General features: G+C 67.5%; 20 protein-coding genes. 8 read left to right on the forward strand and 12 right to left on the reverse strand.

What is annotated here, in order from left to right; all coding sequences use genetic code 11:
* Positions 1-57: 57 nt before the first annotated feature.
* Complete coding sequence (gene pgm, locus CIK77_RS13890) at positions 58-1,698, reverse strand: phosphoglucomutase (alpha-D-glucose-1,6-bisphosphate-dependent) (protein ID WP_087055053.1); 1,641 nt, start codon at positions 1,696-1,698, stop codon at positions 58-60.
* Between the two features lie 153 nt (positions 1,699-1,851).
* Here pgm and pheA point away from each other — a divergent pair, with 153 nt between their 5' ends.
* A complete protein-coding gene (pheA, locus tag CIK77_RS13895) occupies positions 1,852-2,808 on the forward strand; it encodes a prephenate dehydratase (protein WP_087055054.1) in 957 nt (318 codons plus the stop codon).
* 5 nt (positions 2,809-2,813) lie between these two features.
* Here pheA and CIK77_RS13900 read toward each other — a convergent pair whose 3' ends face one another.
* The 4 genes from CIK77_RS13900 to CIK77_RS13915 form a co-directional block, all read right to left on the reverse strand.
* Positions 2,814-3,209, reverse strand: coding sequence for a type II toxin-antitoxin system VapC family toxin (locus CIK77_RS13900; protein WP_087054751.1), 396 nt, complete (start codon positions 3,207-3,209; stop codon positions 2,814-2,816).
* Positions 3,206-3,478 (reverse strand): type II toxin-antitoxin system Phd/YefM family antitoxin, encoded by a 273-nt coding sequence (locus CIK77_RS18190; protein WP_087054752.1) that lies wholly within the window; start codon positions 3,476-3,478, stop codon positions 3,206-3,208. Before CIK77_RS18190 ends, CIK77_RS13900 begins: the two co-directional genes overlap by 4 nt.
* Before the next feature lie 70 nt (positions 3,479-3,548).
* On the reverse strand, positions 3,549-4,430 hold the full coding sequence (locus tag CIK77_RS18195) for a hypothetical protein (protein WP_140403524.1): 882 nt from the start codon (positions 4,428-4,430) through the stop codon (positions 3,549-3,551).
* Positions 4,415-4,972, reverse strand: a complete 558-nt coding sequence (locus tag CIK77_RS13915; RefSeq protein ID WP_087054754.1) for a hypothetical protein — start codon at positions 4,970-4,972, stop codon at positions 4,415-4,417. The genes CIK77_RS18195 and CIK77_RS13915 overlap by 16 nt, the downstream gene beginning before the upstream one ends.
* Before the next feature lie 229 nt (positions 4,973-5,201).
* Here CIK77_RS13915 and CIK77_RS13920 point away from each other — a divergent pair, with 229 nt between their 5' ends.
* Positions 5,202-6,245, forward strand: a complete 1,044-nt coding sequence (locus tag CIK77_RS13920) for a hypothetical protein (RefSeq protein ID WP_087054755.1) — start codon at positions 5,202-5,204, stop codon at positions 6,243-6,245.
* A gap of 44 nt (positions 6,246-6,289) precedes the next feature.
* Here CIK77_RS13920 and CIK77_RS13925 read toward each other — a convergent pair whose 3' ends face one another.
* Positions 6,290-7,369 (reverse strand): LLM class flavin-dependent oxidoreductase, encoded by a 1,080-nt coding sequence (locus CIK77_RS13925; protein WP_087054756.1) that lies wholly within the window; start codon positions 7,367-7,369, stop codon positions 6,290-6,292.
* Between the two features lie 110 nt (positions 7,370-7,479).
* A complete protein-coding gene (locus CIK77_RS13930) occupies positions 7,480-7,842 on the reverse strand; it encodes a hypothetical protein (protein ID WP_087054757.1) in 363 nt (120 codons plus the stop codon).
* 94 nt (positions 7,843-7,936) lie between these two features.
* Between CIK77_RS13930 and CIK77_RS13935 the strand changes: the two genes are divergently transcribed.
* Entirely contained in the window at positions 7,937-9,745 is a 1,809-nt protein-coding gene (locus CIK77_RS13935) for a cation:proton antiporter (RefSeq protein ID WP_087054758.1), read from the forward strand.
* An 85-nt stretch (positions 9,746-9,830) separates the two neighbouring features.
* Here the strand turns inward: CIK77_RS13935 and CIK77_RS13940 are convergent, their stop codons facing one another.
* Complete coding sequence (locus tag CIK77_RS13940) at positions 9,831-10,607, reverse strand: SDR family NAD(P)-dependent oxidoreductase (RefSeq protein ID WP_087054759.1); 777 nt, start codon at positions 10,605-10,607, stop codon at positions 9,831-9,833.
* A gap of 62 nt (positions 10,608-10,669) precedes the next feature.
* On the opposite strand from CIK77_RS13940, the gene CIK77_RS13945 reads away from it, so the two are divergent.
* The gene (locus CIK77_RS13945; protein WP_087054760.1) at positions 10,670-11,254 is read left to right on the forward strand and encodes a TetR/AcrR family transcriptional regulator; all 585 of its coding nucleotides are present in this window, start codon (positions 10,670-10,672) and stop codon (positions 11,252-11,254) included.
* Positions 11,255-11,430: 176 nt separating this feature from the next.
* Here the strand turns inward: CIK77_RS13945 and CIK77_RS13950 are convergent, their stop codons facing one another.
* Positions 11,431-12,924 carry a dicarboxylate/amino acid:cation symporter gene (locus CIK77_RS13950; RefSeq protein WP_170934114.1) on the reverse strand — a complete coding sequence of 498 codons (1,494 nt, stop codon included), beginning with the start codon at positions 12,922-12,924 and terminating at the stop codon, positions 11,431-11,433.
* A gap of 143 nt (positions 12,925-13,067) precedes the next feature.
* Between CIK77_RS13950 and CIK77_RS13955 the strand changes: the two genes are divergently transcribed.
* Genes CIK77_RS13955 through CIK77_RS13970 form a run of 4 tightly spaced genes read left to right on the forward strand, consistent with a single transcriptional unit; the run spans position 13,068 to position 16,781 of the window.
* A complete protein-coding gene (locus CIK77_RS13955; protein WP_087054762.1) occupies positions 13,068-14,099 on the forward strand; it encodes an ABC transporter substrate-binding protein in 1,032 nt (343 codons plus the stop codon).
* The gene (locus CIK77_RS13960) at positions 14,096-14,917 is read left to right on the forward strand and encodes a class I SAM-dependent methyltransferase (RefSeq protein ID WP_087054763.1); all 822 of its coding nucleotides are present in this window, start codon (positions 14,096-14,098) and stop codon (positions 14,915-14,917) included. The genes CIK77_RS13955 and CIK77_RS13960 overlap by 4 nt, the downstream gene beginning before the upstream one ends.
* Positions 14,914-15,990: a FecCD family ABC transporter permease gene (locus CIK77_RS13965; protein ID WP_249268573.1), complete on the forward strand. Its 1,077-nt coding sequence runs from the start codon at positions 14,914-14,916 to the stop codon at positions 15,988-15,990. The genes CIK77_RS13960 and CIK77_RS13965 overlap by 4 nt, the downstream gene beginning before the upstream one ends.
* Entirely contained in the window at positions 15,987-16,781 is a 795-nt protein-coding gene (locus tag CIK77_RS13970) for an ABC transporter ATP-binding protein (protein ID WP_087054764.1), read from the forward strand. Before CIK77_RS13965 ends, CIK77_RS13970 begins: the two co-directional genes overlap by 4 nt.
* 322 nt (positions 16,782-17,103) lie before the next feature.
* Here CIK77_RS13970 and CIK77_RS13975 read toward each other — a convergent pair whose 3' ends face one another.
* The 3 genes from CIK77_RS13975 to CIK77_RS17725 all read right to left on the reverse strand — a co-directional run bounded on the left by CIK77_RS13975 (position 17,104) and on the right by CIK77_RS17725 (position 21,602).
* A complete protein-coding gene (locus tag CIK77_RS13975) occupies positions 17,104-19,092 on the reverse strand; it encodes an ATP-dependent nuclease (RefSeq protein WP_087054765.1) in 1,989 nt (662 codons plus the stop codon).
* Positions 19,093-19,708: 616 nt separating this feature from the next.
* On the reverse strand, positions 19,709-20,971 hold the full coding sequence (locus CIK77_RS13980; RefSeq protein WP_087054766.1) for a hypothetical protein: 1,263 nt from the start codon (positions 20,969-20,971) through the stop codon (positions 19,709-19,711).
* A 148-nt stretch (positions 20,972-21,119) separates the two neighbouring features.
* A complete protein-coding gene (locus CIK77_RS17725; protein WP_170934115.1) occupies positions 21,120-21,602 on the reverse strand; it encodes a septum formation family protein in 483 nt (160 codons plus the stop codon).
* Between the last annotated feature and the right edge of the window lie 225 nt (positions 21,603-21,827).

A 21,827-nucleotide genomic window follows, 5' to 3' on the forward strand; every position in this document is an offset into this window, starting at 1 on the left:
GCGGCACACGGCCTCGAAGAAGCAGCAGCAGGAGGGTAGCGCGTCGGCGCGGGGCGGCTAGGCGCCGAGCACCTGGTCGATGACGTCCTTGGCCTCGAGCTGCACCTGGTGCAGGTGCTCGGGGCCCTCGAGGCTCTCGGCGTAGAGCTTGTAGACGTCTTCGGTGCCGGATGGGCGGGCCGCGAACCACGACGTGGCCGTCTGCACCTTGAGACCGCCGATCGCTTCGTCGTTCCCCGGTGCGCGCGTGAGCTTCGCGGTGATCGCGTCGCCGGCGAGTACGTCCGCCGTGACGTCGTCGGCCGACAGCTTCTTCAGCGCGGCCTTCTGCTCCGGGGTGGCGGGGGCGTCGACGCGCGCGTAGGCCGACGAGCCGTGCTCCGCTTCGAGCTCGCGGTACCGCTGCGACGGCGTCTTGCCCGTCACCGCGATGATCTCGGCGGCGAGCAGGCAGAGCAGGATGCCGTCCTTGTCGGTGGTCCACACGGAACCGTCCTTGCGCAGGAACGACGCCCCTGCCGACTCCTCGCCTCCGAAGCCGACCGAGCCGTCGAGCAGGCCGGGCACGAACCACTTGAACCCGACGGGCACCTCGATGAGCGTGCGGCCGAGGGAAGCGGCGACCTTGTCGATGATCATCGACGACACGAGCGTCTTGCCGATGCCCGCGTCCAGCCGCCATCCGGGCCGGTTGGCGTAGAGGTAGTCGATCGCGACGGCGAGGTAGTGGTTCGGGTTCATCAGCCCGGCGTCTGGCGTGACGATGCCATGCCGGTCGGCGTCGGCGTCGTTGCCGGTGAGCAGATCGAACTCGGAGCGCCTCGACACGAGCGATGCCATCGCAGACGGTGACGACGGGTCCATCCGGATCTTCTCATCCCAGTCCAGCGTCATGAAGCGCCATGTGGGGTCGACATCCGGGTTCACGACTGTCATGTCGAGGCCGTAGACCTCGCCGATCAGCTGCCAGTACTCGACCGAGGCCCCGCCCATCGGGTCGGCGCCGATGCGCACTCCGGTGGACTTGATCGCCTCGACGTCGATGATGCTCGCCAGGTCGCGCACGTACGCGTCGCGGTAGTCGTAGGTGGCGAGGGCGTCGTGGTCGAGGTCGGCGAATCGGAGGCGGCGGACCGCGTCGAGGTCGTCGGCCAGCAGGTCGTTTGCGCGGTTCGCGATCCATTCGGTCGCGTCGGAGTCGGCGGGGCCGCCGTGCGGCGGGTTGTACTTGAAACCGCCGTCGCCGGGCGGGTTGTGGCTCGGGGTGACGACGATGCCGTCCGCGCGGTCGGGGTCGGTGGTGTCGCGGCCGGTGTTGTACGTGAGGATGGCGTGGCTCAGCGCCGGGGTCGGCACGTACGAGTCGCGCGAATCGATGCGCACGTCCACGCCGTTGGCGACCAGCACCTCGATGGCGCTGTGCTGGGCCGGGAGCGACAGAGCGTGGGTGTCGCGGCCGAGGAACAGCGGGCCTGCGATGCCCTGCTCCATGCGGTAGTCGACGATGGCCTGGGTGGTGGCGAGGATGTGGTGCTCGTTGAAGCTCGACTTCAGGCTCGAGCCGCGGTGACCGCTGGTGCCGAAGGCGACGCGCTGCGCGTCGAACTGCGGGTCGGGAACAAGGTCGTAGTACGCACCGATGAGCTCATCGATGTCGGTCAGATCGGATGCTTCCGCGGGCTGTCCTGCGCGACTCATGCTCATAGTCTGCCAGGCATCGTTACCTTTCGGTTATGCATACGGTGTGCGAATCGGCCACGAGCGATCCGGGGCGGCCGAAGCCGGATGATCCGGATGCAGATCCGGCGCGCTCGGTGCGGAGCCGGCGGCGGCGGCGCTACGCTCTTGGGCATGACGAACGAAGCTGCCGCCCTGCGTACCTACAGCTACCTGGGGCCGGCGGGAACGTTCACGGAGTCGGCGCTGGAGCAGGTGCCTGAGGCGCGCGGGCAGACCTGGAAGCCGGTGAGCAACGTCGGTGAGGCGCTCGGCGACGTCGCGTCGGGATCCAGCGACGCGGCGATGATCGCGATCGAGAACACCGTCGAGGGCGGAGTGTCGAGCGCGCAGGACGCGCTGGCGGATGTGCCGGGCCTGCGCATCGTGGGCGAGTACCTGGTGCCGGTGTCGTTCGTTCTCGTCGCTCCGCGCGGTGTGACGCTCGATCAGGTGACGGATGTCGCTGCGCATCCGGTCGCGTATGCGCAGTGCCTGAAGTGGCTGGGGCAGAACGTGCCTGGGCATGCGCAGGTCGTGGCGGGCAGCAACGTCGCCAGTGCGATCGGTGTGCTCGACGGCACGCTTCCCGCGCAGGCGGCGATCGCCGCTCCCGGCGTGGTCGGGCACTACGATGTCGACGTGCTCGCCGAGAACATCGGCGACAACCACGAGGCCGTCACCCGGTTCGTGCTCGTGACGCGCACGGGTGCGCCGCCGGAGCCCACGGGAGCGGACAAGACGTCGCTCATCGCCGAACTGCCCAAGGAAGTCGCCGGAGCCCTTGTCGAGATGCTGGAGCAGTTCGCGACCAGGGGCATCAACCTGAGCCTGCTGCAGTCGCGGCCGATCGGCGACAAGCTCGGCCGGTACCGCTTCGTGATCGATGCCGATGGGCACATCACCGACGAGCGGATGGCCGACGCCCTGATGGGCCTCAAGCGCTTCAGCCCCAGGGTGATCTTCCTGGGCTCCTACCCGCGCGCCGACCGCCAGATCGTGCAGTACTCCGAGCGCTACAGCGATGCGTCCTTCGCCGAGGCCCGCGACTGGATCCGCGGGCTGCTCTCAGGCGAGCCCGCCGGGGAGTAGAGGGCCTACGACCACTCGGCACACGTGACTCCGGAGTAGTCGCGGATGCGCTCGTCTTCGGTCGCCAGCGTCAGACCCTCAAGCCGGGCTTGGGCGACGAGCATCCGATCGAACGGGTCGCGATGATCCCACGCCAGCTCTCCCGCCGTTCGCATGTGCCGCGTCGTCAGCGGGAGCTCGGAGCCGAGCAGGGCGTTCACGAGGTCGTCCCAGCGGTCGAGCACGCGGTCACCGTGGGGCAGGCGACCGCTCCGCGTCTTCTGCGCGATTTCGTATGCGCTGGCTGCCGAGAGAACGATGTTCTCGGCAGCGGAGAGACTTCGGCGTACGCGAACCGGCACGCGGGACGGGTCCGTTGCCAGCCACAGGATGACATGCGTGTCGAGAAGGAATGAGCTCACGCCGTCTCCGCGAGAGGATCGCCTGACGAGTTCTGCTCCCATGCGGAAAGTTCGTGCTCTGGCATCGGCTCGAACAGGCTGTTCGTCGAGATGGGAGGGAGCTCCGGCAGCAACGGCGCTTCGAGGTCACGCTGCCGGGGCGCGGCCGCTTGGATGCGTGCGATGGGCTTCCCGGCGCGAGCGATCACCACGTCCTCTCCGTCCTCGACACGACGCAGCAGCTCGGACAGTCTCGTCTTCGCCTCCTGCACGTTCACGGTGATGCTCACGCCACTATCTTCCCATGGTCTGGTCAACAAGACCAGACCAGACTCTGCGGATGTGCTCGGCTGACTCACGTCAGCAGCCGGGGCCGGTGGGGTACTCGGCGCACGTCCTGTCGACGAGGGCCGTGTCGGCGGTGACGGCGCGGACTGACGTTGTGGACGCGGGAGATGTGACCAGTCCGGTGACGGGCACGGTGCCGTACTGTCCGAAGTCGACGTATGCGCTGGAGAGCACGCGGGCTGTGACGGTGTAGGTGCCGCGCTGCTGGTACGCATGGCTGGTGGGGGTGGCGGTGAACTCCGCCTGGCCCAGCGACTCCCAGGTCGCGCTCTCTGCGGCGACTTCGACCGATGTGCCGTCGCCGTAGTCGAGGTCGAGCAGTTCCGGCGTGAAGTGGACCGTCACAGGGAAGCCGAGCAGGTTGCCGCTCGAGCTGCTGGCGGAGACGGGCACCACGACATTCATCGGCATGCCGACGATCGCGACACCGTCGGGCTCGCTCGAGACGGAAGGCGTCGGCGGCGCGAACGACAGCACCTGCGTCGCCGTGACGACGGTCGGCGGCTCCGGATCGTCCTCGACGTCTTCGTCGTCGGTGTCGTCGTCCGCGTCGAAGCAGAAATCGGGTCGCGGCACGCCGGGGTGCCACTCGCATCGGGGGTCGTAGATGACTTCGGTGTCGGTGTTGTCACCGCCGCCACCGTTGCCACCACCGTCGCCACCGCCGTCGGTGCCGTCGTTCGTGGGAGGCGGCGGAGGCGGTGGAGGATCGGGGGTGTCTACCGTGGTGTCGTTGGTGCCGTCGATCGTGACGTCGGTGCCGGTGTTGTTGGTGTCGCAGCCAATTCCGGGCAACGACGTTCCGCATCCCCCGAGGGCTGTGGTCGCGCTTGCGGGGGCGGGGACGACCATGGCGATGGCGAGAAGAGCAAGCACGGCTACTGCACGTCGCACGTCGGGTTCCCTTCTCGTCCCTCCATCGAACTGATCAGGAGTCCGGAGCTTGATGATTCGGAGATCACAACTGCTACGAGTACTGGCTGTACGTCTGGCCGATCTTCGAAGCTGAGGACCTCGCCGGACTCATCAAAGACCTGGACGTTGGAAACGTCGACGCAGGCGTTGACCGCGAACTCCGAGCCTGCGATGTCTTCAGTGGCTAGTTCCACCAGAGTCACTGAGCTGGCGCCCGCGCGACTGAGCTTGTCAGCGTGTGCCTCCGTGAAGACCTTGCGTTCATCGGCGAGAGCTTGCCCCGTCAACCACTCATAGACCGGCTCAGCTGTGGCGGGGGCGCTGAAGTCAAGTTGATTCGTCGCCTCGACGTACCCCTCATACGTCTCCCGTGCCGCCTCGAGCGCCTCCTCCTCGGTCGCGAACCCCGTCGGCTCCGGGTCGGGCTCGGGGGCGCACGCGACTACGAGCGCCAGCGCTCCCAGCGCACCGAGCGCGGCTGTGATTCGGCGGTGCCGATTGCGCGACTCGAAGGTGGGCATGTCGTTACGCTAGCGATTCAGTGCACCGCGGATGCGGTTATCCACAGGGCAATTCGGCAGAACGGCAGTTGTCCCCAGCCGGGCGAAGGGCGTGGAGCGCCGTATCGCGGGGCGTCGGTGACAGTTCTGCAACAAGGCATCGGCGACGGTTCCGGAGCACTTGGCGGCGACGCCTCGGGCGCCGAGATCGATGGTGAACGACGTCGACGGCGCCGGATAGTGTGGGCTCGTGGCAGAAACCGACGGCTTGCGCGCAACGATGATCGCCGGCGACGGTGACGCCTCGTCGGCTGACGCCTCTGTGCTGTCCGCCGTGGAACTTCCCGTCATCCGGGAGGAGACGACCTGGCTCTTCGGTGCCGCGATGCCTCCTGCCTGGCGACTCGCCGTGTGGCAGGGTCCGGGCGCCACGCTCTGGTGGGACGTGTCCGCGCCGGAGACGGACCTCGGCATCGTCGTCACCGACGCGACAACCGCCCTGCCGTGGATCGGCGACGTCTTCGGAGAGGTCGTCAGCCGGTTGCTCCGCTCGCAGGGCGAACCACCGGCGGAAGCGTTCGCACTCGTGCGTCAGACCCCGCTGGCGACAGCCGCTCGAGACGTCGCCCTTGCGCGCTGGCGCCAGGCGTGGTGGCCCGCCTCTCGCGAGAAGCTGGTCCCGCCGCTTGACCCGCGTCTGCTCGCGGCCGAACGCGCCGACGCCCTCGACCGGCTGCACAAGAGCACCACATCCGCCGCGCTCACCGCTACGGCGGCTCTCGACTCGGCGCGAGACGACCTCGCGGCCGCCGAACGTCGTTTCAGTCGGGTCGACGACCTCGCCCTGCACCGTGCGCCTGAGCGCAGGCGCGCGCCCCTATCCGGAACCGTTCCGATCGACGTCAGCCACATTCCGCACGGCGTCGTCGATGCCGCGGCAGAGGCTCGCTGGTACATCGCGTTCCAGGGCGCGGTTCCATGGATCAACCTCGAGATCCTCGCCGCGCCGCGCTTTGCGAACGAAGCGCCGCCAGCGCCCGACCTCCATGCGAGCTTCGCCGAGGTCGACGCCGAGCTCACGCTCACCGATGGCGCGTGGCGTGCCGAACAGCCCGTCCCGCTGCACGTGCTCACCGACCCGCCCAGCGACGGCACGCTCGTGCTCTACCTGCCGGGCCGCGAAACGCGCAGGCCGTCGCCCGACGCGGCCGAGCTCATCCGGATCGCCCATGAACGTCTCGTCGCGCCGATGTCGCCGTCCGAAGCAGAGGCTGCGTCCCGCGCCATCGTGTGAGCCGGTCCACCGTGGGAACGAACGCACCCACGTGGACCCCGACCTCACATCGCCGCGGCGAGCAGCTCCAGCGTCTGCGCGCGCCCGGCCGGCGACTCCGGCGACTCGTTCTCGTACGAGCCGGACGACGCTCCGAGCATGATCTCCTCGACCTGGTGCTTCGCACCGAACTCGCGCAGCTGGCCGGCCACGGCATCCGGAGTGCCGATGAACCAGCGCTGCTTGTTCTGGTCGATGAGCGACTGCTCGAGCGCATCGGACGGGTTCGCGAGAACCTCGTCGATCGTCTCGATGGGGCGCATCGGCTTGTTCGACCGCAGTCGGGCGAACTGGCGCAGCTGCGGCAGCGCTCGCTCGTGGGCCTCGTCATCGGTCGGTGCGACGACCACATTCGCCGTGACGAAGCTGCGCGGCGCCGGCCGCGCCTCGCTCGCGGTGAACTGGTCGCGGTACAGCGCCATCGCGCGCTCGAGCCCGTCGCCGGCGAAGTGGTTCGCGAACACGTACGGCAGGCCGAGCTGTGCGGCGAGCTGCGCCGAATAGTCGCTCGACCCGAGCAGCCACACGTCGGGGCTGCCGCTCGCGGCGGGCGTGGCGTGCACGTTGTACTCGCCGCCGTTCACGAACCGGACGGTGGCACCCTCCGGGCTCGCCAGCGACATGATGTCGGTGATGTGCTCGGGGAAGCGCTCGACCTCGCTCGTCGCACCGGAACGGCGCAGCAGCTGTGAGATCACCTGATCGCTGCCAGGCGCGCGCCCGATGCCGAGATCGACGCGCCCCGGCGCCATCGCCTCGAGCGCTGCGAACTGCTCGGCCACGATGAGGGGTGCGTGGTTCGGCAGCATGACGCCGCCTGACCCGACCCGGATGCGCTCGGTCACGCCGATCGCGGCGGCGATCAGCACGGCGGGTGTCGTCGATGCCACGGCCGGCATGTTGTGGTGCTCGGCGAACCAGTATCGCCGGTAGCCCAGCTCGTCCGCGCGGCGCGCCAGCGTCATCGACGCGGCGATCGCCTGCGAACTGGTCTGCCCGGTGCGCACCGGCACCAGGTCGAGCACGGACAGGGCGGGGCTGGCAGTCTCGGTCACCCCCGGTGCAACGCAGGAACCGGATGGCATATTCCTTGCGTGAGTGTGCGGCGCGCGGAGGCCGTCGACTTCGGTGCGCGCCAGCTCGTGGGGTTCGAGGTGGGACGGTTCTGCGTGCCGGATGTCTGTCGAAGGCGGTCTCAGAATGAGAGCTCTGCCACGGGCGGGAAGTCGAGGACGGGCTCGTCGAGCGGAGCGAGCTCCAAATAGCTCAGCCTCCCGGCATCGATGAAGAGCATGACGGCTGCGGAGTCGGTCGAGGCGCTGAGCACCACACTCGGCTCGGCGTCTGGTGCAGGCCCGGATGCGTCACCGAGCTCGATCGACGGACATTCGGTGCAACCGCAGGTCGCGTACGCCAACGCGCCGTCGACCTGAGCGAGCCAGGCGTCGCGCTCTGCGGTGTCCTGGGGGTGCGGGGTGTCATCATCTCGCTCGCCGCGCTCGATCATCGCGGCGAGCACTTCGCGTTCGCGCTGCGTGAGGCTCCGCGGGAATGTCACCGTTCCATCATCCCAGTGAAGCGGTGCCGCGCGACGGGAGAACGCGCCGCAAGGCGACAGAGCCAGTGCATGTGCGCGGGAGTATTCTCGCCCCATGGGAGCGGAACTGTTCTACGTGCTGGCCGGGTCCGTTGCCGTTGCAGGGTTCGCGCGCTGGCGCGGCTGGCCCGCACCGCTGCTGGTCACCGCTGCCGCGCTGGCGGTCTCGCTGCTTCCCTTCGTGCCGGAGATCGAGGTCGACGGGCACCTGCTGCTCAACCTCACGCTGCCGCCGCTGCTGTACTCGGCCGCCCTCGACGCATCGTTCGTGAGCTTCCGCCGCTCGCTGCCGCACATCCGACGCCTGGGCGTGGGGCTCGTGCTCGTCACTGCGGTGGGGGTCGGCGTCGTCGCCTGGCTGATCATGCCGCAGCTCACGTTCGCCGGGGCGCTTCTGCTCGGTGCGATCGTCGGCCCGCCGGATGCCGTCTCTGCCGCCGCCATCGGCCGCAAGCTCGGACTGCCGCGCCGGGTGATGAACGTGATGAGCGGCGAGAGCCTCATCAACGACGCCACCTCCCTGACACTGGTGCGCGTATTCGCCGCCATCGTCGCGGGCGCGACCGTCACGGTGTGGCAGGGGCTGTGGGAGTTCGCCGTCGCGGTCGTGGTGGGCGTCGGCGTCGGTCTGGTCGCCGGTTTCCTGCTGCACTGGCTCCGGATGGTCTCGTCCGACACCGTCGTGAGCGCCACCTTCGGGTTGCTTATGCCGTTTGCGGCATACGCCGTCGCCGAGCACCTCAACGGCTCCGGCGTTCTCGCCGTCGTCGCGATGGGGCTGTACGTCGGTTATCACGCGCCCAAGACGAACTACTCCACCCGCCAGCACGACAAGCCGATCTGGAAATCGGTCGACTTCCTGCTCGAGAGCTTCGTGTTCGCCTACATCGGTCTGCAGCTCCCCGCGGTGCTCGATGAGATCGCCGGCTCGCACTCGGCCGTCGTGATCTGGCTGTCGCTGGCCGTGTTCGCGGCAGTTCTGCTCATCCGGCCCCTGTTCGTGTTCGCCTCCTACGCGTGGGGGCAGGCGCTGCAGAAGCTGCGCGTGCTGCGCTTCAAGCACCACGCCGAGGAGCGGCGGAAGAATCCGGATGGCCGGAGCGCCAAGGCCTGGAACGCCAGAAAGGCGAGACTTCGGGAGAGGCACGGCGGGGCCGAGCCGACGAAGGAGGCCATCAAGCGCAAGGTCCTCGAACCGACGCTGTCGCGGCGCGAGCGCGTCGTGATCTCGTGGGCCGGTATGCGCGGCGTCGTCACGCTGGCCATGGCGGCGGCGCTCCCCGACCTGACCGAGGGGGCGATGCCGCTGGGCAACGTCGAGGTGATCGTCGCGGTGGCCTTCGTCGTCACGGTCGGCACCCTGCTGCTGCAGGGGCTCACGCTGCCCTCTCTGATCCGCGGACTGGGAGTCTCAGCGGATGCCGAGCGCGCCACGGACGCCCGTGACGTGCAGCGAGTGCGCCGGATCAGTCGTGATGCCGGCCTCGACTTCCTGCGCGAGCGGCAGGATGCGTGGGTCGACACATACGGCGAGGACGCCCGCGACCAGTTCAACAAGTTCTCGCGCGGGCTGCTGCGCATCCAGCGCGACACCGACCGCACCGAGCGGGAGGCGGAGACGACCGAGATCGAGATCGCCGAGGCCGAGCGCGCTGCCCGCCGCGATGCGAAGGCGAAGGCGCACCGAGCCGCCTACGACGAGCTCGATCGACTCACACGCGGATGGATCGAGGTGCGACGCCGCGTGCTGATGAATGAGTCCCGCGCGGGAAACCTCAGCGAAGAGGTGATGCGCGACCTGTTCGTCGCCATGGACGCCGAGGAGCTCGCCCTCGACACCCGCGCACGGCTGCGGGAGGAGTAGCCGCAGCCCGCGCCAGCCGTTTGTGGGTGATCTCTGCGGGAATGACGGCGCGCATAACGACGGATCGCACCCACAAGCGGCCGGGTCAGCGGACGACCCGCCCCGCGATCGCGAGGGCCGCGCGGCGGGGGAGGAGCCTCGACGCCGTCGTCATGACGACGTTGCGCCATCCGGAGACGACGCTCGCCGGGCGCGAGCGTGCGTCGAGGGCGCGCATCGCGCGGGTGACGACCTCTTCGGCGGTCTGGAAGCCGCCGGCAGCGGCGCCGTCGCCGATCTCGTCGAAGAACTCCGTGCGCGTCGGGCCGGGGCTCACGGCGAGCACTCGCGCGCCCGTGCCGCGCGCCTCGTAGGCGAGGGCCTCGGTGAAGTTCAGCACGAACGACTTGCTCGCCCCGTAGGCGGCCATCGTCGGCAGCGGCACATGGGCGGCGACGCTGGCGATGTTCACGAGCGTTCCGCCTGCGCCGAGGACGTCGGGCAGGAACTCGCGGGTCAGCGCGACGAGCGCGTTGATGTTGAGCCGCAGCATCCTCTCGAGCACTGCCGGATCGCTGTCGACGACCGCGCCGTGCATGCCGAAGCCGGCGTTGTTGACGAGACCGTCGATGCGCAGACCCGCAGCGTCGAGGCGTTCGCGCAGCAGGGCGGCCGCGTCATCTTCACCGAGGTCGAGTGCGATGACGTCGGCCCGGATGCCGTGATCGCGGGTGAGGCGGTCGGCCAGTTCGCGCAGGCGATCCTCCCGGCGCGCGAGGAGCACGACGTCGCCGCCGCGGCGAGCGAACTGCGCGGCGAACTCGGCGCCGAGGCCCGAGCTGGCGCCGGTGATGAGCGTGGTGCGGGGAATGGTGGATGCCATACCCGCCAATGTAGACACTGACAGCATTGTTGTCAACGTCTACTTCGCGCTATCGTTGCCGGATGACCGAACGCGCCTACCATCACGGCGACCTGCGCGCGGCGCTGCTCGCCCGCGCCGTCGACGAGATCGACGCCCGCGGGGTCGAGGGCCTGTCGCTGCGCGCCATCGCACGCGATCTCGGGGTGAGCCACGGCGCGTCCGCGCGGCACTTCCGCGACCGCGCCGCCCTCATCGACGCTGTGGCGATCGAGGGATTCGAGCGGCTGCTGCGTGCCATGGGCACCGTGTCGGAGGGTGATCCGATCTCGTCGGCCGCCCGCGAGTACGTGCGGTTCGCCGTGGAGCACCCGAGGCTGCTGGCCGCTTCGTATGCGGCCAAACGGGCCGAGTCGCCGAGCGAGGAGCTGCTCGAGGCGGGGCATCGACTGTTCGAGTTCGTCGTCGAGATGCTCCAGCGCGGGCAGCAGGACGGCACCGTGCGCCCCGGAGATGCCGAGACGCAGACCCGCGTCGCCTTCGCCGCCGTGCACGGGGTGGCCATGCTCGCCGTCGATGACCTCCTCTACGACGTGCCGTGGGAGCAGGCGACGGACGAGGTCGTGGCGTTCCTGACGAGCTCCCTGCGCGCCGAGACCACGGGCTGAGCTCCGGACGACGGAACGGGCAGTCGGCGCAAACACGACGCAGTCGACCAGCGTCGGTGGAACGGCGCCGACCTCGAGGTCCCGCACGCCGCCGAGCAGTCGTCGGAACGACGGCGTTGCGCACAAAGGAAAGGCCCGGCCGGAAGGTGTCCGGCCGGGCCTTTCCGCCTGTGCGCCTACTTCGCGGTGGTCGCCGCGCCCGTCGTCGCACCGACCGCTGCAGGCTCGGCGCCGCGGGCTGAGCCTGCAGCCCCTGCCTGCGCACTCCGCTCATCCGGAGCATCCGCGTCGATCTCGGCTGCGGCATCCGGGGTCTCGTCATCCTCATCCTGGAACGGCATGCCCTCGCGGGGTGCGTTGTACAGGTCGAGGTCGAGGATGCGCTCGCGCTTGGCGACGAGGGTCGGCACGAAGGCCTGGCCGGCGACGTTCACGGCGGTGCGGCCCATGTCGAGGATCGGGTCGATCGCGAGCAGCAGGCCGACGCCCTCGAGCGGGAGGCCGACGGTCGAGAGGGTGAGCGTGAGCATCACCGTGGCGCCGGTCGTTCCCGCCGTGGCGGCGGAGCCGACGATCGACACTAGGGCGATCAGCGCGTACTGGATGATCGACAGCTGGATGTCGAAGAACTGCGCCACGAAGATCGCGGCGATGGCGGGGTAGATGGCCGCGCAGCCGTCCATCTTGGTGGTCGACCCGAAGGGCACGGCGAACGAGGCGTACTCGCGCGGCACGCCGAAGTTCCGCTCCGTGACGCGCTGCGTCAGCGGCAGGGTGCCCAGCGACGAGCGGCTCACGAAGCCGAGCTGCACCGCCGGCCACACACCGGAGAAGAACTGCCGGATGGACAGGCCGTGCGCCTTCGCCAGCAGCGGGTAGACGACGAACAGCACGAGCACGAGGCCCGCGTAGACGGCGACGGTGAACCACACCAGCGAGGTGAGCTTCTCCCAGCCGTACTGCACCACGGCGTTGCCGATCAGACCCAGGGTGCCGAGCGGAGCGATCCGGATGATCCACCAGACCACGCGCTGGATGACCTTCAGCAGCGACTCGGTGAAGGCGAGGAACGGTTCGGCCTTGCGGCCGGCGCGCAGTGCGGCCAGGCCCACCACGATCGAGACGACGATGATCTGCAGGATGTTGAAGCTGATGCCGCCGGAGAAGTTGCCCTCATCGTCGAGGCCTCCGTTGACGCCGAGACCGAGGAAGTTCTGCGGGACCAGGCCGGTGAGGAAGCCGACCCACGAGCCCTGCGAGCTGGGGGTGCCCTCTTCGAGGCCGTCGCCGGCGTTGGCGCCCGGCTGGATCACCAGGCCGAGCGTGATGCCGATCGCGACGGCGATGCCGGCGGTGATGGCGAACCACAGGATGGTCTGGCCGGCCAGGCGCGCGGCGTTCTGCACGCGGCGCAGGTTCGAGATGCTCGCGACGATGGCGGCGAACACCAGCGGCACGACTGCGGCGCGCAGGAGCGTGACGTATGAGCCGCCGATCGTGCCGAGGGTCTCGGAGAGCGGGTTGGAGACCTCGCTGCTGGCGCCGAGCGAACGGGCGAGGAGCCCCAGTGCGATGCCGACGACCAGAGCCGCGATCACCTGAAACCCGAAGTTCGCGTAGAAGGGGCGCTTCTTCTTCTGTGCCCGCGCGGGCGTAGTGGTTGTGGACATGTTCATGTCTAACCCGCGGCGCGGGCGCGGCATTCCGCGGTGGGGTGAATGTGTCGGGGTGTTACGGGGGCGCTCGAGACACGGGGTCCGCTCGCGGTCTCGTCAGATGAGGGGTTCGCTGAGCGGCGTGTACTATTCCAATAATGAAAAAGAGAACTGTTATCAGTAGCGTGCTGGTGGCATCCGGTGCCCTGGTGCTTGCGGGCTGCTCATCCGGGGGACAGAGCGATGCCGGTGAGTCTGCTGCCGCTGCTGGAAGCGGCTTCCCGCTGGAGTACAGCAACTGCGACATGGACGTGACCGTCGAGAGTCCACCCGAGCGGGCTGTCTCGCTGAACCAATCGGCGACCGAGATCATGGTCAGGCTGGGGCTAGCCGATCGGATGGTCGGAACGGCGTACGAGACGGATCCGGTGCCGGACGACATCGTCGACGAGTATGAGTCGATCCCGCTGCTCACCGATGGTCTGCTCGAGCACGAGACGCTGCTGCAAGCGCAGCCCGACTTCGTCTACTCGTCGTTCGCCTCCTTCCTCACCGCCGAGAACGCCGGCGAGCGCGAGGAGCTGCACGAGTTGGGTGTGCCGACGTACCTGACGGAGTTCGACTGCACGTACCACGCGGCCGTGGACGGCGGGGCGACCTACGAGATGCTCTACGACGAGATCGCGCAGATCGCGGAGATCTTCGATGTGACGGCAGCGGGTGAAGAGCTCGTGTCCGAGCAGCAGGCGACGGTCGCCGATGGGATGGAGACGGCCGAGGGCATCACCGGATCACCTGAGCTGGTCTGGTTCTACTCCACCGCGGCATCTTCGTCGACCCCGTCGGTCGCGGGCCCCGGCGGACTGCCGCAGACCGTCACAGAGATGCTCGGAGCGACGAACGCCTTCAGTGACGCGAGCACCAAGTGGCCGGAGGTCAGCTGGGACGAGGTCGCCGCACGTGAGCCGGATGTGATCGTGCTCGCCGACCTGACCCGGGGCTACCCGGGTGACACCGTGGAGGAGAAGATCGAGTTCCTCACCAGCGACCCGCTCACGTCGAAGATGGATGCAGTGCGCGAGAAGCGCTTCATCGTGGTTCCTGGTCAGTACATGGATCCCTCGATCCACAGCGTTCAGGCGGTTCCGACCGTCGCGGACGGCCTGGTGGAACTGGGGTTCACCGGATGAGCGGCGCAGTGGAGAACACGGACGTCGCGGTAGCGCCGGAAGACGTCGAGAGGATCGTCGCGCGCTGGGACGATCAGCAGGCGGCGTACATCACGCATCGCGAGGAACGGTTCGAGATCATGCTCGACGTGCTCGCGCACGCCATGGCGAGCACTGAGGGCGTCGACAGCGACGGCGCCGGTTTCGTCGTGGTCGATCTCGCGTGCGGGCCCGGCAGTCTCTCCCGCCGTGTGCTCGACCGTTTTCCCGGTGTACGTGTGATCGGCGTCGATTTCGATCCGGTGCTGCTCTCCATTGCGACGGCGTCGCTGGGCCACGCGCACGGGGCGCGCTTCACCTCGGTCGACGCCGACCTCACCGACACGATGTGGACGACGCGCCTTCCTCGCACTCAGGTGCATGCCGCCGTCTCGTCCACGGCGCTGCACTGGCTGGAACCGGGGCACCTCGTCGGATTGTACGGAGTGCTCGGGGCCCTGCTGTGCGAAGGCGGAGTGTTCCTGAACGCTGACCATCTGCGCTTCGACCCGATCGCCCAGCCGCTCCTCACCGAGATCTCTCGCCTCGACGATGAGCGCACTCAGCACGCCGCGCACGCGAACGGCGTGCCGACGTGGGACGAGTGGTGGGCGGAGGCCATCGCCGTTCCGGAGTTCGGTCGGCATCTGCTCGTGCGCGAGGAGCGGTTCGCGGATCGGCCGCCGACGCCTCACGCGCCGTTGGAGCTGCATCTGCAGGCGCTGCGCGCCGGTGGTTTCGCCGAGGCGGGCACGGTGTGGCGGCACTACGACGACGTCGTCGTGCTCGGCAGACGGTGAGCGCGACCCGGATGATGACGGAGGCGGTCGCCGAGCCGCGGCGGGTGAGAAGGATCGGCGCCGCGGGGCTCGTCGGTGCGATGACGCTGGCGCTGGTGCTTTCGATCGTGCTGGCGACGCTGATCGGCACCGCGGGCGTCAACCCGGTCGACGTCGTCGGGATCGTGCTGCGACACCTCGGTCTGGGAGCGTTCCTGCCCGGCGATCCGGCGCCGCCACTGATCGACGCGCTCGTGTGGGAGTCGCGCCTCCCGCGGGTGCTGCTGGCCGCGGTTGTGGGCGCCGCGCTGTCCGTCTCCGGTGCGGTGCTGCAGGCGGTGACGCGCAATCCGCTCGCCGAGCCGTACCTGCTCGGCGTCTCGTCAGGGGCGTCGGCCGGAGCGGTCTCGACCATGTTGCTCGGCATCGGGGCGGGTGCGGTGACGCTGTCGGCGGGTGCCTTCGTCGGGGCTCTGACCGCGTTCGGCATCGTGCTGCTGCTGCTCGGCGGCGGTAGAGCGTCCGACCCGTCGCGCGTGGTGCTGACCGGCGTGCTCGTCTCGCAGTTCTTCTCGGCCGTGTCGTCGCTCGTGCTGATGCTGTCGGCCGACGCCGATGCGACCCGCGGTTTCACGTACTGGCTGTTGGGCTCGCTCGGAGGCGCCCGATGGGATCCGCTGCTCGTGGCCGGTGGGGTGATCATCGTCGCCGGTGTGTGCTGTCTGTTCTTCTCACCCGCGCTCGACGCGTTCACCTTCGGCTGGGACGCTGCGGCATCGGTGGGCATCAACGTCGCACGCTCCCGCGGCATCCTGATGGTGCTCGCGGCGCTGATGACGGCCGCCGCCGTTGCGGCATCCGGAGCCATCGGCTTCATCGGGCTTCTGGTGCCGCACACGGTGCGCCTGCTCGGCGTGCGCACGCATCGACTGCTGCTGCCGCTGTCGGCGCTGGGCGGCGCCGTGTTCCTGATCTGGGTCGATGCGTTCGCGCGGTCGGCGTTCGCGCCGCACGAGCTTCCCGTCGGCGTGATCACGGCGCTGATCGGTGCGCCGGCCTTCGCGATCGTGCTGCGAAGGGCACGCCGCGCATGAACGCCCGCAATGCCCGCGCGGCTCGCCTCGAGGCGAGCGGAATCACCTGGCCGGTCTCGGGTGCGGCCATCCTTGACGACGTGTCCATCGCCGCCGAGCCGGGCAGCGTTCTCGGCTTGCTCGGCCCGAACGGGGCGGGCAAGAGCAGTCTGATCCGCATCCTGGCGGGCGTGCAGGGCGCGCATGGGGGAAGCGTGCGTCTCGACGGCGTCTCGATGTCGCAGATCGGGCGCCGTGCGATCGCCAGACGCGTCGCGCTGGTGGAACAGGCGCCGGAGGCGCACGCCGAGGTCACCGTGGAGGAATCGGTCGACCTCGGGCGCATCCCGTTCCGCGGAGCGTTCGGTGCGCCGCGCTCCGCGGACAGAGAGGCAGTCGACTCCGCGCTCAACCTGACGGGAATGAGGCACCTGCGCCACCGCCGCTGGCACAGTCTCTCAGGCGGCGAGCGGCAGCGCGCACAGCTGGCCCGCGCCCTCGCACAGCAGCCGGATGTGCTGCTGCTCGACGAGCCCACCAACCATCTCGACGTGCGCTACCAGCTCGAGACTTTGCAGCTGGTGCGTAGCCTGGGTGTGACGGTGATCGCCGCGTTGCACGACCTCGACCTGGCCGCCCGCTTCTGCGACGGGCTCTGTGTGATCGATGGTGGACGCGTCGTTGCTCAGGGCAGTCCGGATGAGGTGATCACTCCGGGACTGCTGAGGTCCGTGTACCGCGTGGAGGCCGTGGTGGAGCGCTCGCCGCACACGGGGCATCCGGTGGCGACGTTTCTTGCGCCGGTGGGGTGACACGGAACGGGTCGCGGGGGTGTCGAGGCCTGAACCATCCTCGGTTCTCTGCCGTTCCTGCAACGCGTGCTTCCGGGTCGGAAGCGCGCCATGGCATGGGACGGGTCTGTCGTGCTGGATCGTCAAGGCTAGGTGAACTGTGCACGGCCGGCGGGCCGAAGGCCGGCACGGGATGTGCCTGGCTCAGCGGCGCGCCGCTGAGCAGCGCTCCAGCTCCCGCAGACGTCTCCTGGCCAGTCGTAGTTCGCCCGCCCAGATCCGCGCCAAGGCCCCGTGATCGTTACCCGTTCCCCAGGCGTGAGAGCATCACGGGCATCGGTAATTATGCTTCCACCAGGCGGACGATCGCGTCCAAGACCGCGCCAATCACTGGCGGCAGGTCTTCTAGATCAGCTTCTTCGACGGCGTTGCGGTATGCGAGAAGGTTCTTGCTGTTGCGCGCGGCGAGCGTTACGCCTGCAGTTGCAAGCGACTGCTCGAACGTTGCCCAAGCAGCCAATTCTTGTTCGATGTCATCACGCCAGCATGTGAAGGAGTCCGACACGACAGTCGGCGCGCCGAACTTGTACGGGAGCGTGCCGTGCGTCGACGTGCCGCCATTAGGAAGTGCCGCGATGAGGTCACTGGTGGCGGACTCGTGCGTCGCATGCGCTTGTGCAATCTGCCCATCCGTTTTCTTGGTCTTTCGCTCTGCAGTTCCGAAGTCTCCGTCAGCAAGAACGTACGTCGGAATCCCGAGCTGCATCAGGATTGCCCGGGCGACCCGAAGGCCGCCCTTCCCCTCGACAGAGAGGATCGCGATTCCGCGGAGGTCAAGATCGCGAGCAAGTCTGGCCGAGAGTGCCTCGAGAACGGCGCGATCGGTTCCGCCCTCAACCAGCGCGACACCTTCGGCGAAAAACCCCTCAGAGAACTCAGTGGGCACATACCTAGCGATAGCCTTTTCGACACTAGCCACGTCGAGGACAGCGGCGTCTGCGACAGCCTGCGGTGTCGCCCTCTTGACAGCCGTCATGCCCTCGCAATACGTGAAGCGATGGAGCGCGCTGAACTTCTCGGGTTGCACGAAGTAGGGGCTGTGCGTGGCGAGGACGACCTGAATCGCAGGCTGGGTGCTGAGCTCGACGAGGGTTCGCGCGAACGCACGGGCCCGAACGGGGTGCTGGTAGATCTCGGGCTCCTCAATCGCAACGATCGTGGAAGGGAGGCTGTCGAGCGCGTCCTTGAGCCTAGCGTCAGCTGCAGCCTTGTCTTCTCCATCCTCAATTTCGTGCGTTCCGCTTGTGTATTCAACGTCCGGCACCATCGCCTGGAACATCGATATCATGACAGCGCGCTGGACGCCATGGCCTTGTCTTGCAACATCGTTCGTCACGCCTCCAACCGTGACCGCGGTGGCGATCGACGGATCCAGCCGTGGTGTGAACTCGGGTACGGTGGGGGTCAACTGAACTGTCGCATTGGGCACGAATGCTGAGAGCCGGGAGTTGATTCTTGCCGCTTGCAGGCCGGTTGCCCCATCGATACTTGCTGAGATCTCAGTCGCAAGCTCAGCGATCGCTCCGGAGTGCTTTTCGAGCCACGCGGTTTGTGCTTTGGCGCTTGCCGCGGCCATGAAGCTTCCAATAAGCTCAGTCAGTGCCGTGCCTTTGCTAGCAGTTCCGACCTCACCCGAAATGCTCGTCGCAGCGGGGACGAGCACAAAGCGAACGCACTCGCGCAGTACGTTTGCACCGTTCCAACCCATCATCTGTGTTGCGTCGTCGTCGGTCACGTCTACGAACAGATGCGAGTTGCGTGGTTGGGCTTCCCAATCTGCCAGCGCAGTGAGGATTGCGTCCTTGCTTGCGTTGCCAGCGATCGGTGCGAGATCATCGACAGCCTGAGCAACCTCGCGGTACTTCGAGCGCCGGTCCGCGATCGGCTGGTCCTTCCGCACGGTGCTGAACCCAGGACCTTGCTTGGCGTTGCCAACGGTCATGGTCTTTCCGGTCTCTGCGTACCATGTGCGCCGAATCTCCGCGCGGTCGCCTCGGCCGTACTGCTGCAACCTCTCGCGATCTTTCGCCGTAAGATCCACGAATGTGACGGATACTTCGATGGAAGCGCCTTCGACCAGTGGCTGTCCGTCGGCGTAGCCATGGACATCACTCGGGGCAAGTGTCGTGCCGTTGAAGAACCAGTCGAGCGCGTACAGCACAGAGGACTTCCCGGAACCATTGGCTCCAATGAAAGCGGCATAGTCGCCAAGATCGAGGGTTACGTCTGCGAGGCTTCGGAAGTTCTTGACGGAGATCTGCGAAATGCGCATCGGGCGTGCCAATCCTCTTCGGGTGGTGGTGGAACAAGCCCGGTCTGATGTCGTTCCTATGCCGGTGCAAGTAGTGGATGGTGACGTTCTTCGTGACCAGCATATCGGATGGCTTCAATCTCTCCCGATGGGCTACTTCCGAGGGTCGCGTGCAGCCTCCCGACGTAGTGGCAGACGATCCAGCCGGAGGCGCTCCAATCGATGTTGCCGGAGGTGCGCAGCGCTCCGGTGCGGAACGGCGAGTCGTCGCGGATCGAACCGTCCTCGGTCCTCTGTCGTTCATGCAATGCTTTGCTTCCTCAGCGTAGGCGCGTCATGGCCGGGGCGGGCCTGTCGCGTGGTGCTCGGTCAGCGATGAATCGAACTTGACGCGGTGCGCGTTGAGAAGCTTGCGCGTGGCAAGCGTCTCCGGTGTCGTGGTCATCGACGTGGTTCCTGCGTATCCGCGAGACCGAACGGTTGCACCTGAGTGGGGAAGGCCTTGCAGGTGTAGACGACCAGCCCTTTACGCACTCCGGCTACTCGCTGTTCTGCTCAAAGAGCAGCTGAGATGACGACCGAACCGGTCGAGTGCGGGTCTGGGCAGGGTTTGCACGGGGCCGACGAGACCAAGAGGCTACTCCTGATCGCCGTCCCCGGGCTTCTCCGTGCGTCGAAACGGGAATCGGTCGGCGATCTCGCTGGACAGCGATTCGCCGGTCGACCTTGCGCCGTTGAACGCCTTCGTGCCGAAATGCTTGACGGTTTCCACGCCGCCGATGCCGGCCTCAACGGTTTTATCCCGAGCTTCGCCTACTGCAGTGCTCCACCGCTTCGCTTCGATCGCGCGGTGGTTTGCGTCGATGCCGAGGCGCTCGTTGAAGACGAGGATGTCGGCGACGACTTCGTTGCCGGAGCGTACGACCGCGCCGGACTTCACCGGATGGAGAAGCACTTTTGAGTTCGCTGCTTCCGCAGTTGCCCCCATCCGCCGGAGCAAGTTCGTAGTCGTCGTCGCGATCTGTTCCTGACGCCTGGCACGCGCCGCCTTCAAGCCGACGCGGTGTCGATCGATTTCTTCCGGGTTGGAGTCGAGAACGCGGTCGAGTTCCAGAACGGCAAGTCCGTCCTGCAATTGGAAGCAACGTGCCAGCACCGCCAACCACTCCTCGACGGTTCTCTCCATCGCTGCCGAGGTCTCGGCGAGCTCGCCCATCGCCTGCTTCTTCTCCAGTTTCGCGGCCGTGGCATCGAGCTGTCGGAGCGCGTAGGCCTGCGTCGTCGCTATCGTCTGCGAAGCGCCCTGCACCTTCGACCACGTGACTTCGGATACGCGGCCCGTGTGCTCGCGGACAGTTGCAGCCTCGTCGATGACGAGGCCAACACCGATCATCTCGGCGAGCGCGGCGTCCTTCTGCGCGCGGATGATGTCGTCGACCTTCTCGTCGATCTTGGCGAGGTAATCAGTGATCTCCTCCATCGTCTGCTGCATTGCAAGCTGGGCCATGACCCCGGCGGCGCCCGCCAGCATCGTCGGGTTCGTCAGCATCGAACCAACCGACCCGGTTTTGCTGAACTCGAGGATCTTCGTGATCTTGCCCTTGTTCGTCGTGGCGATCGCCCGATTGACGCCCTCCGACGAGCCCTTCATGAGCTTGCTGACCTTCAGGGCCTTCGCGGACTCCTCGGTGAGCTTCACCCAACGACCGGAACTGGCGGCGACTTCTGAGCCGGCCTTCGCAGCGGCGGAGCCAGTGTTGAACGCTGATCCCAGGCGTTGCTGCAACGCCAGGTCTTTCGAAGGCACACCTGCGGATGAGAGGAACCGCTCAACCGCGGCGGGGTCGCCAATCGCTGCCAGACCATCGCCATCGCTGACCAGCTCGATCTCGTTGCTCACAACGATCCTCCTCAAGAATCGTCCCCGGTTGTCGAGATCCTAGTATCTGCTTCCGCAGCGCGCGGCACGTTCGTCCGAACACAGGTCGACGAAGGTGACCATGGCCCGGGCGGCGAGCCTCTGCCCCGCTGACATTACACGCTCCCGCTCAGCGCGCCGCACCCTCCAGCGACTCACTGACGGTCTCAGTAGAGGTGTCGTAGATCAGGCACAGCACTTCGCGGTCGCTCAGCGATGCGTCCTCCCAGCCTGCCTGGGTCGGCGTCATCGGCCACCAGTCCAGTACCGAGTCGTCGTAGCCGATGCCGGCGAACGAGTCGAACTCAGCGAGGCACTTCTCCTCTGCGGCGGCCTGAATGGCGTCGTCTCCTGGCCAGTCGTCGTCCTCCATCTCGAAGGAAAGGTAGACCTCGTCGGTGTGGGGCTCATCGCAGGGGATCTTCGGGAGCGTGCTGAGCTCTTCGCTCGAATCCGAGGTGTCGGTGCAGTCACCGACTGCGAGTGTGAAGACGCTCTCGCCTTCTTCTTCACCCTGCTCAATGCCGAGCATTGAGCAGCCGCTCAGAGCGGCGCCTAGCGCGACGGCGGCGCCGAGCCCCACGATCGTGCGGGCGGTGGCGGTATGTGACATCAGTTCTCCTTGGGAACGTCGACTTGTGGCGTAGACAATAAGGAGCTTATCCAGCGGCGAACTTCTCCCGGTCACACAATGACGTCCGGCAGGTGAACAGAGCCGGCCGCTGCGTCGCGGCACGCGTTCCCGCGAAAGTACCGTTTCTGATCGATCGGCCCGGCTGGGTACGTACGCAAAGGGCACTTTCGGCACGAAGGGGTACGTTCGCGGAGTCTGCCGCGG

The sequence above is a fragment of the Microbacterium sp. JB110 genome (assembly GCF_003335195.1).
Taxonomy (GTDB): domain Bacteria; phylum Actinomycetota; class Actinomycetes; order Actinomycetales; family Microbacteriaceae; genus Microbacterium.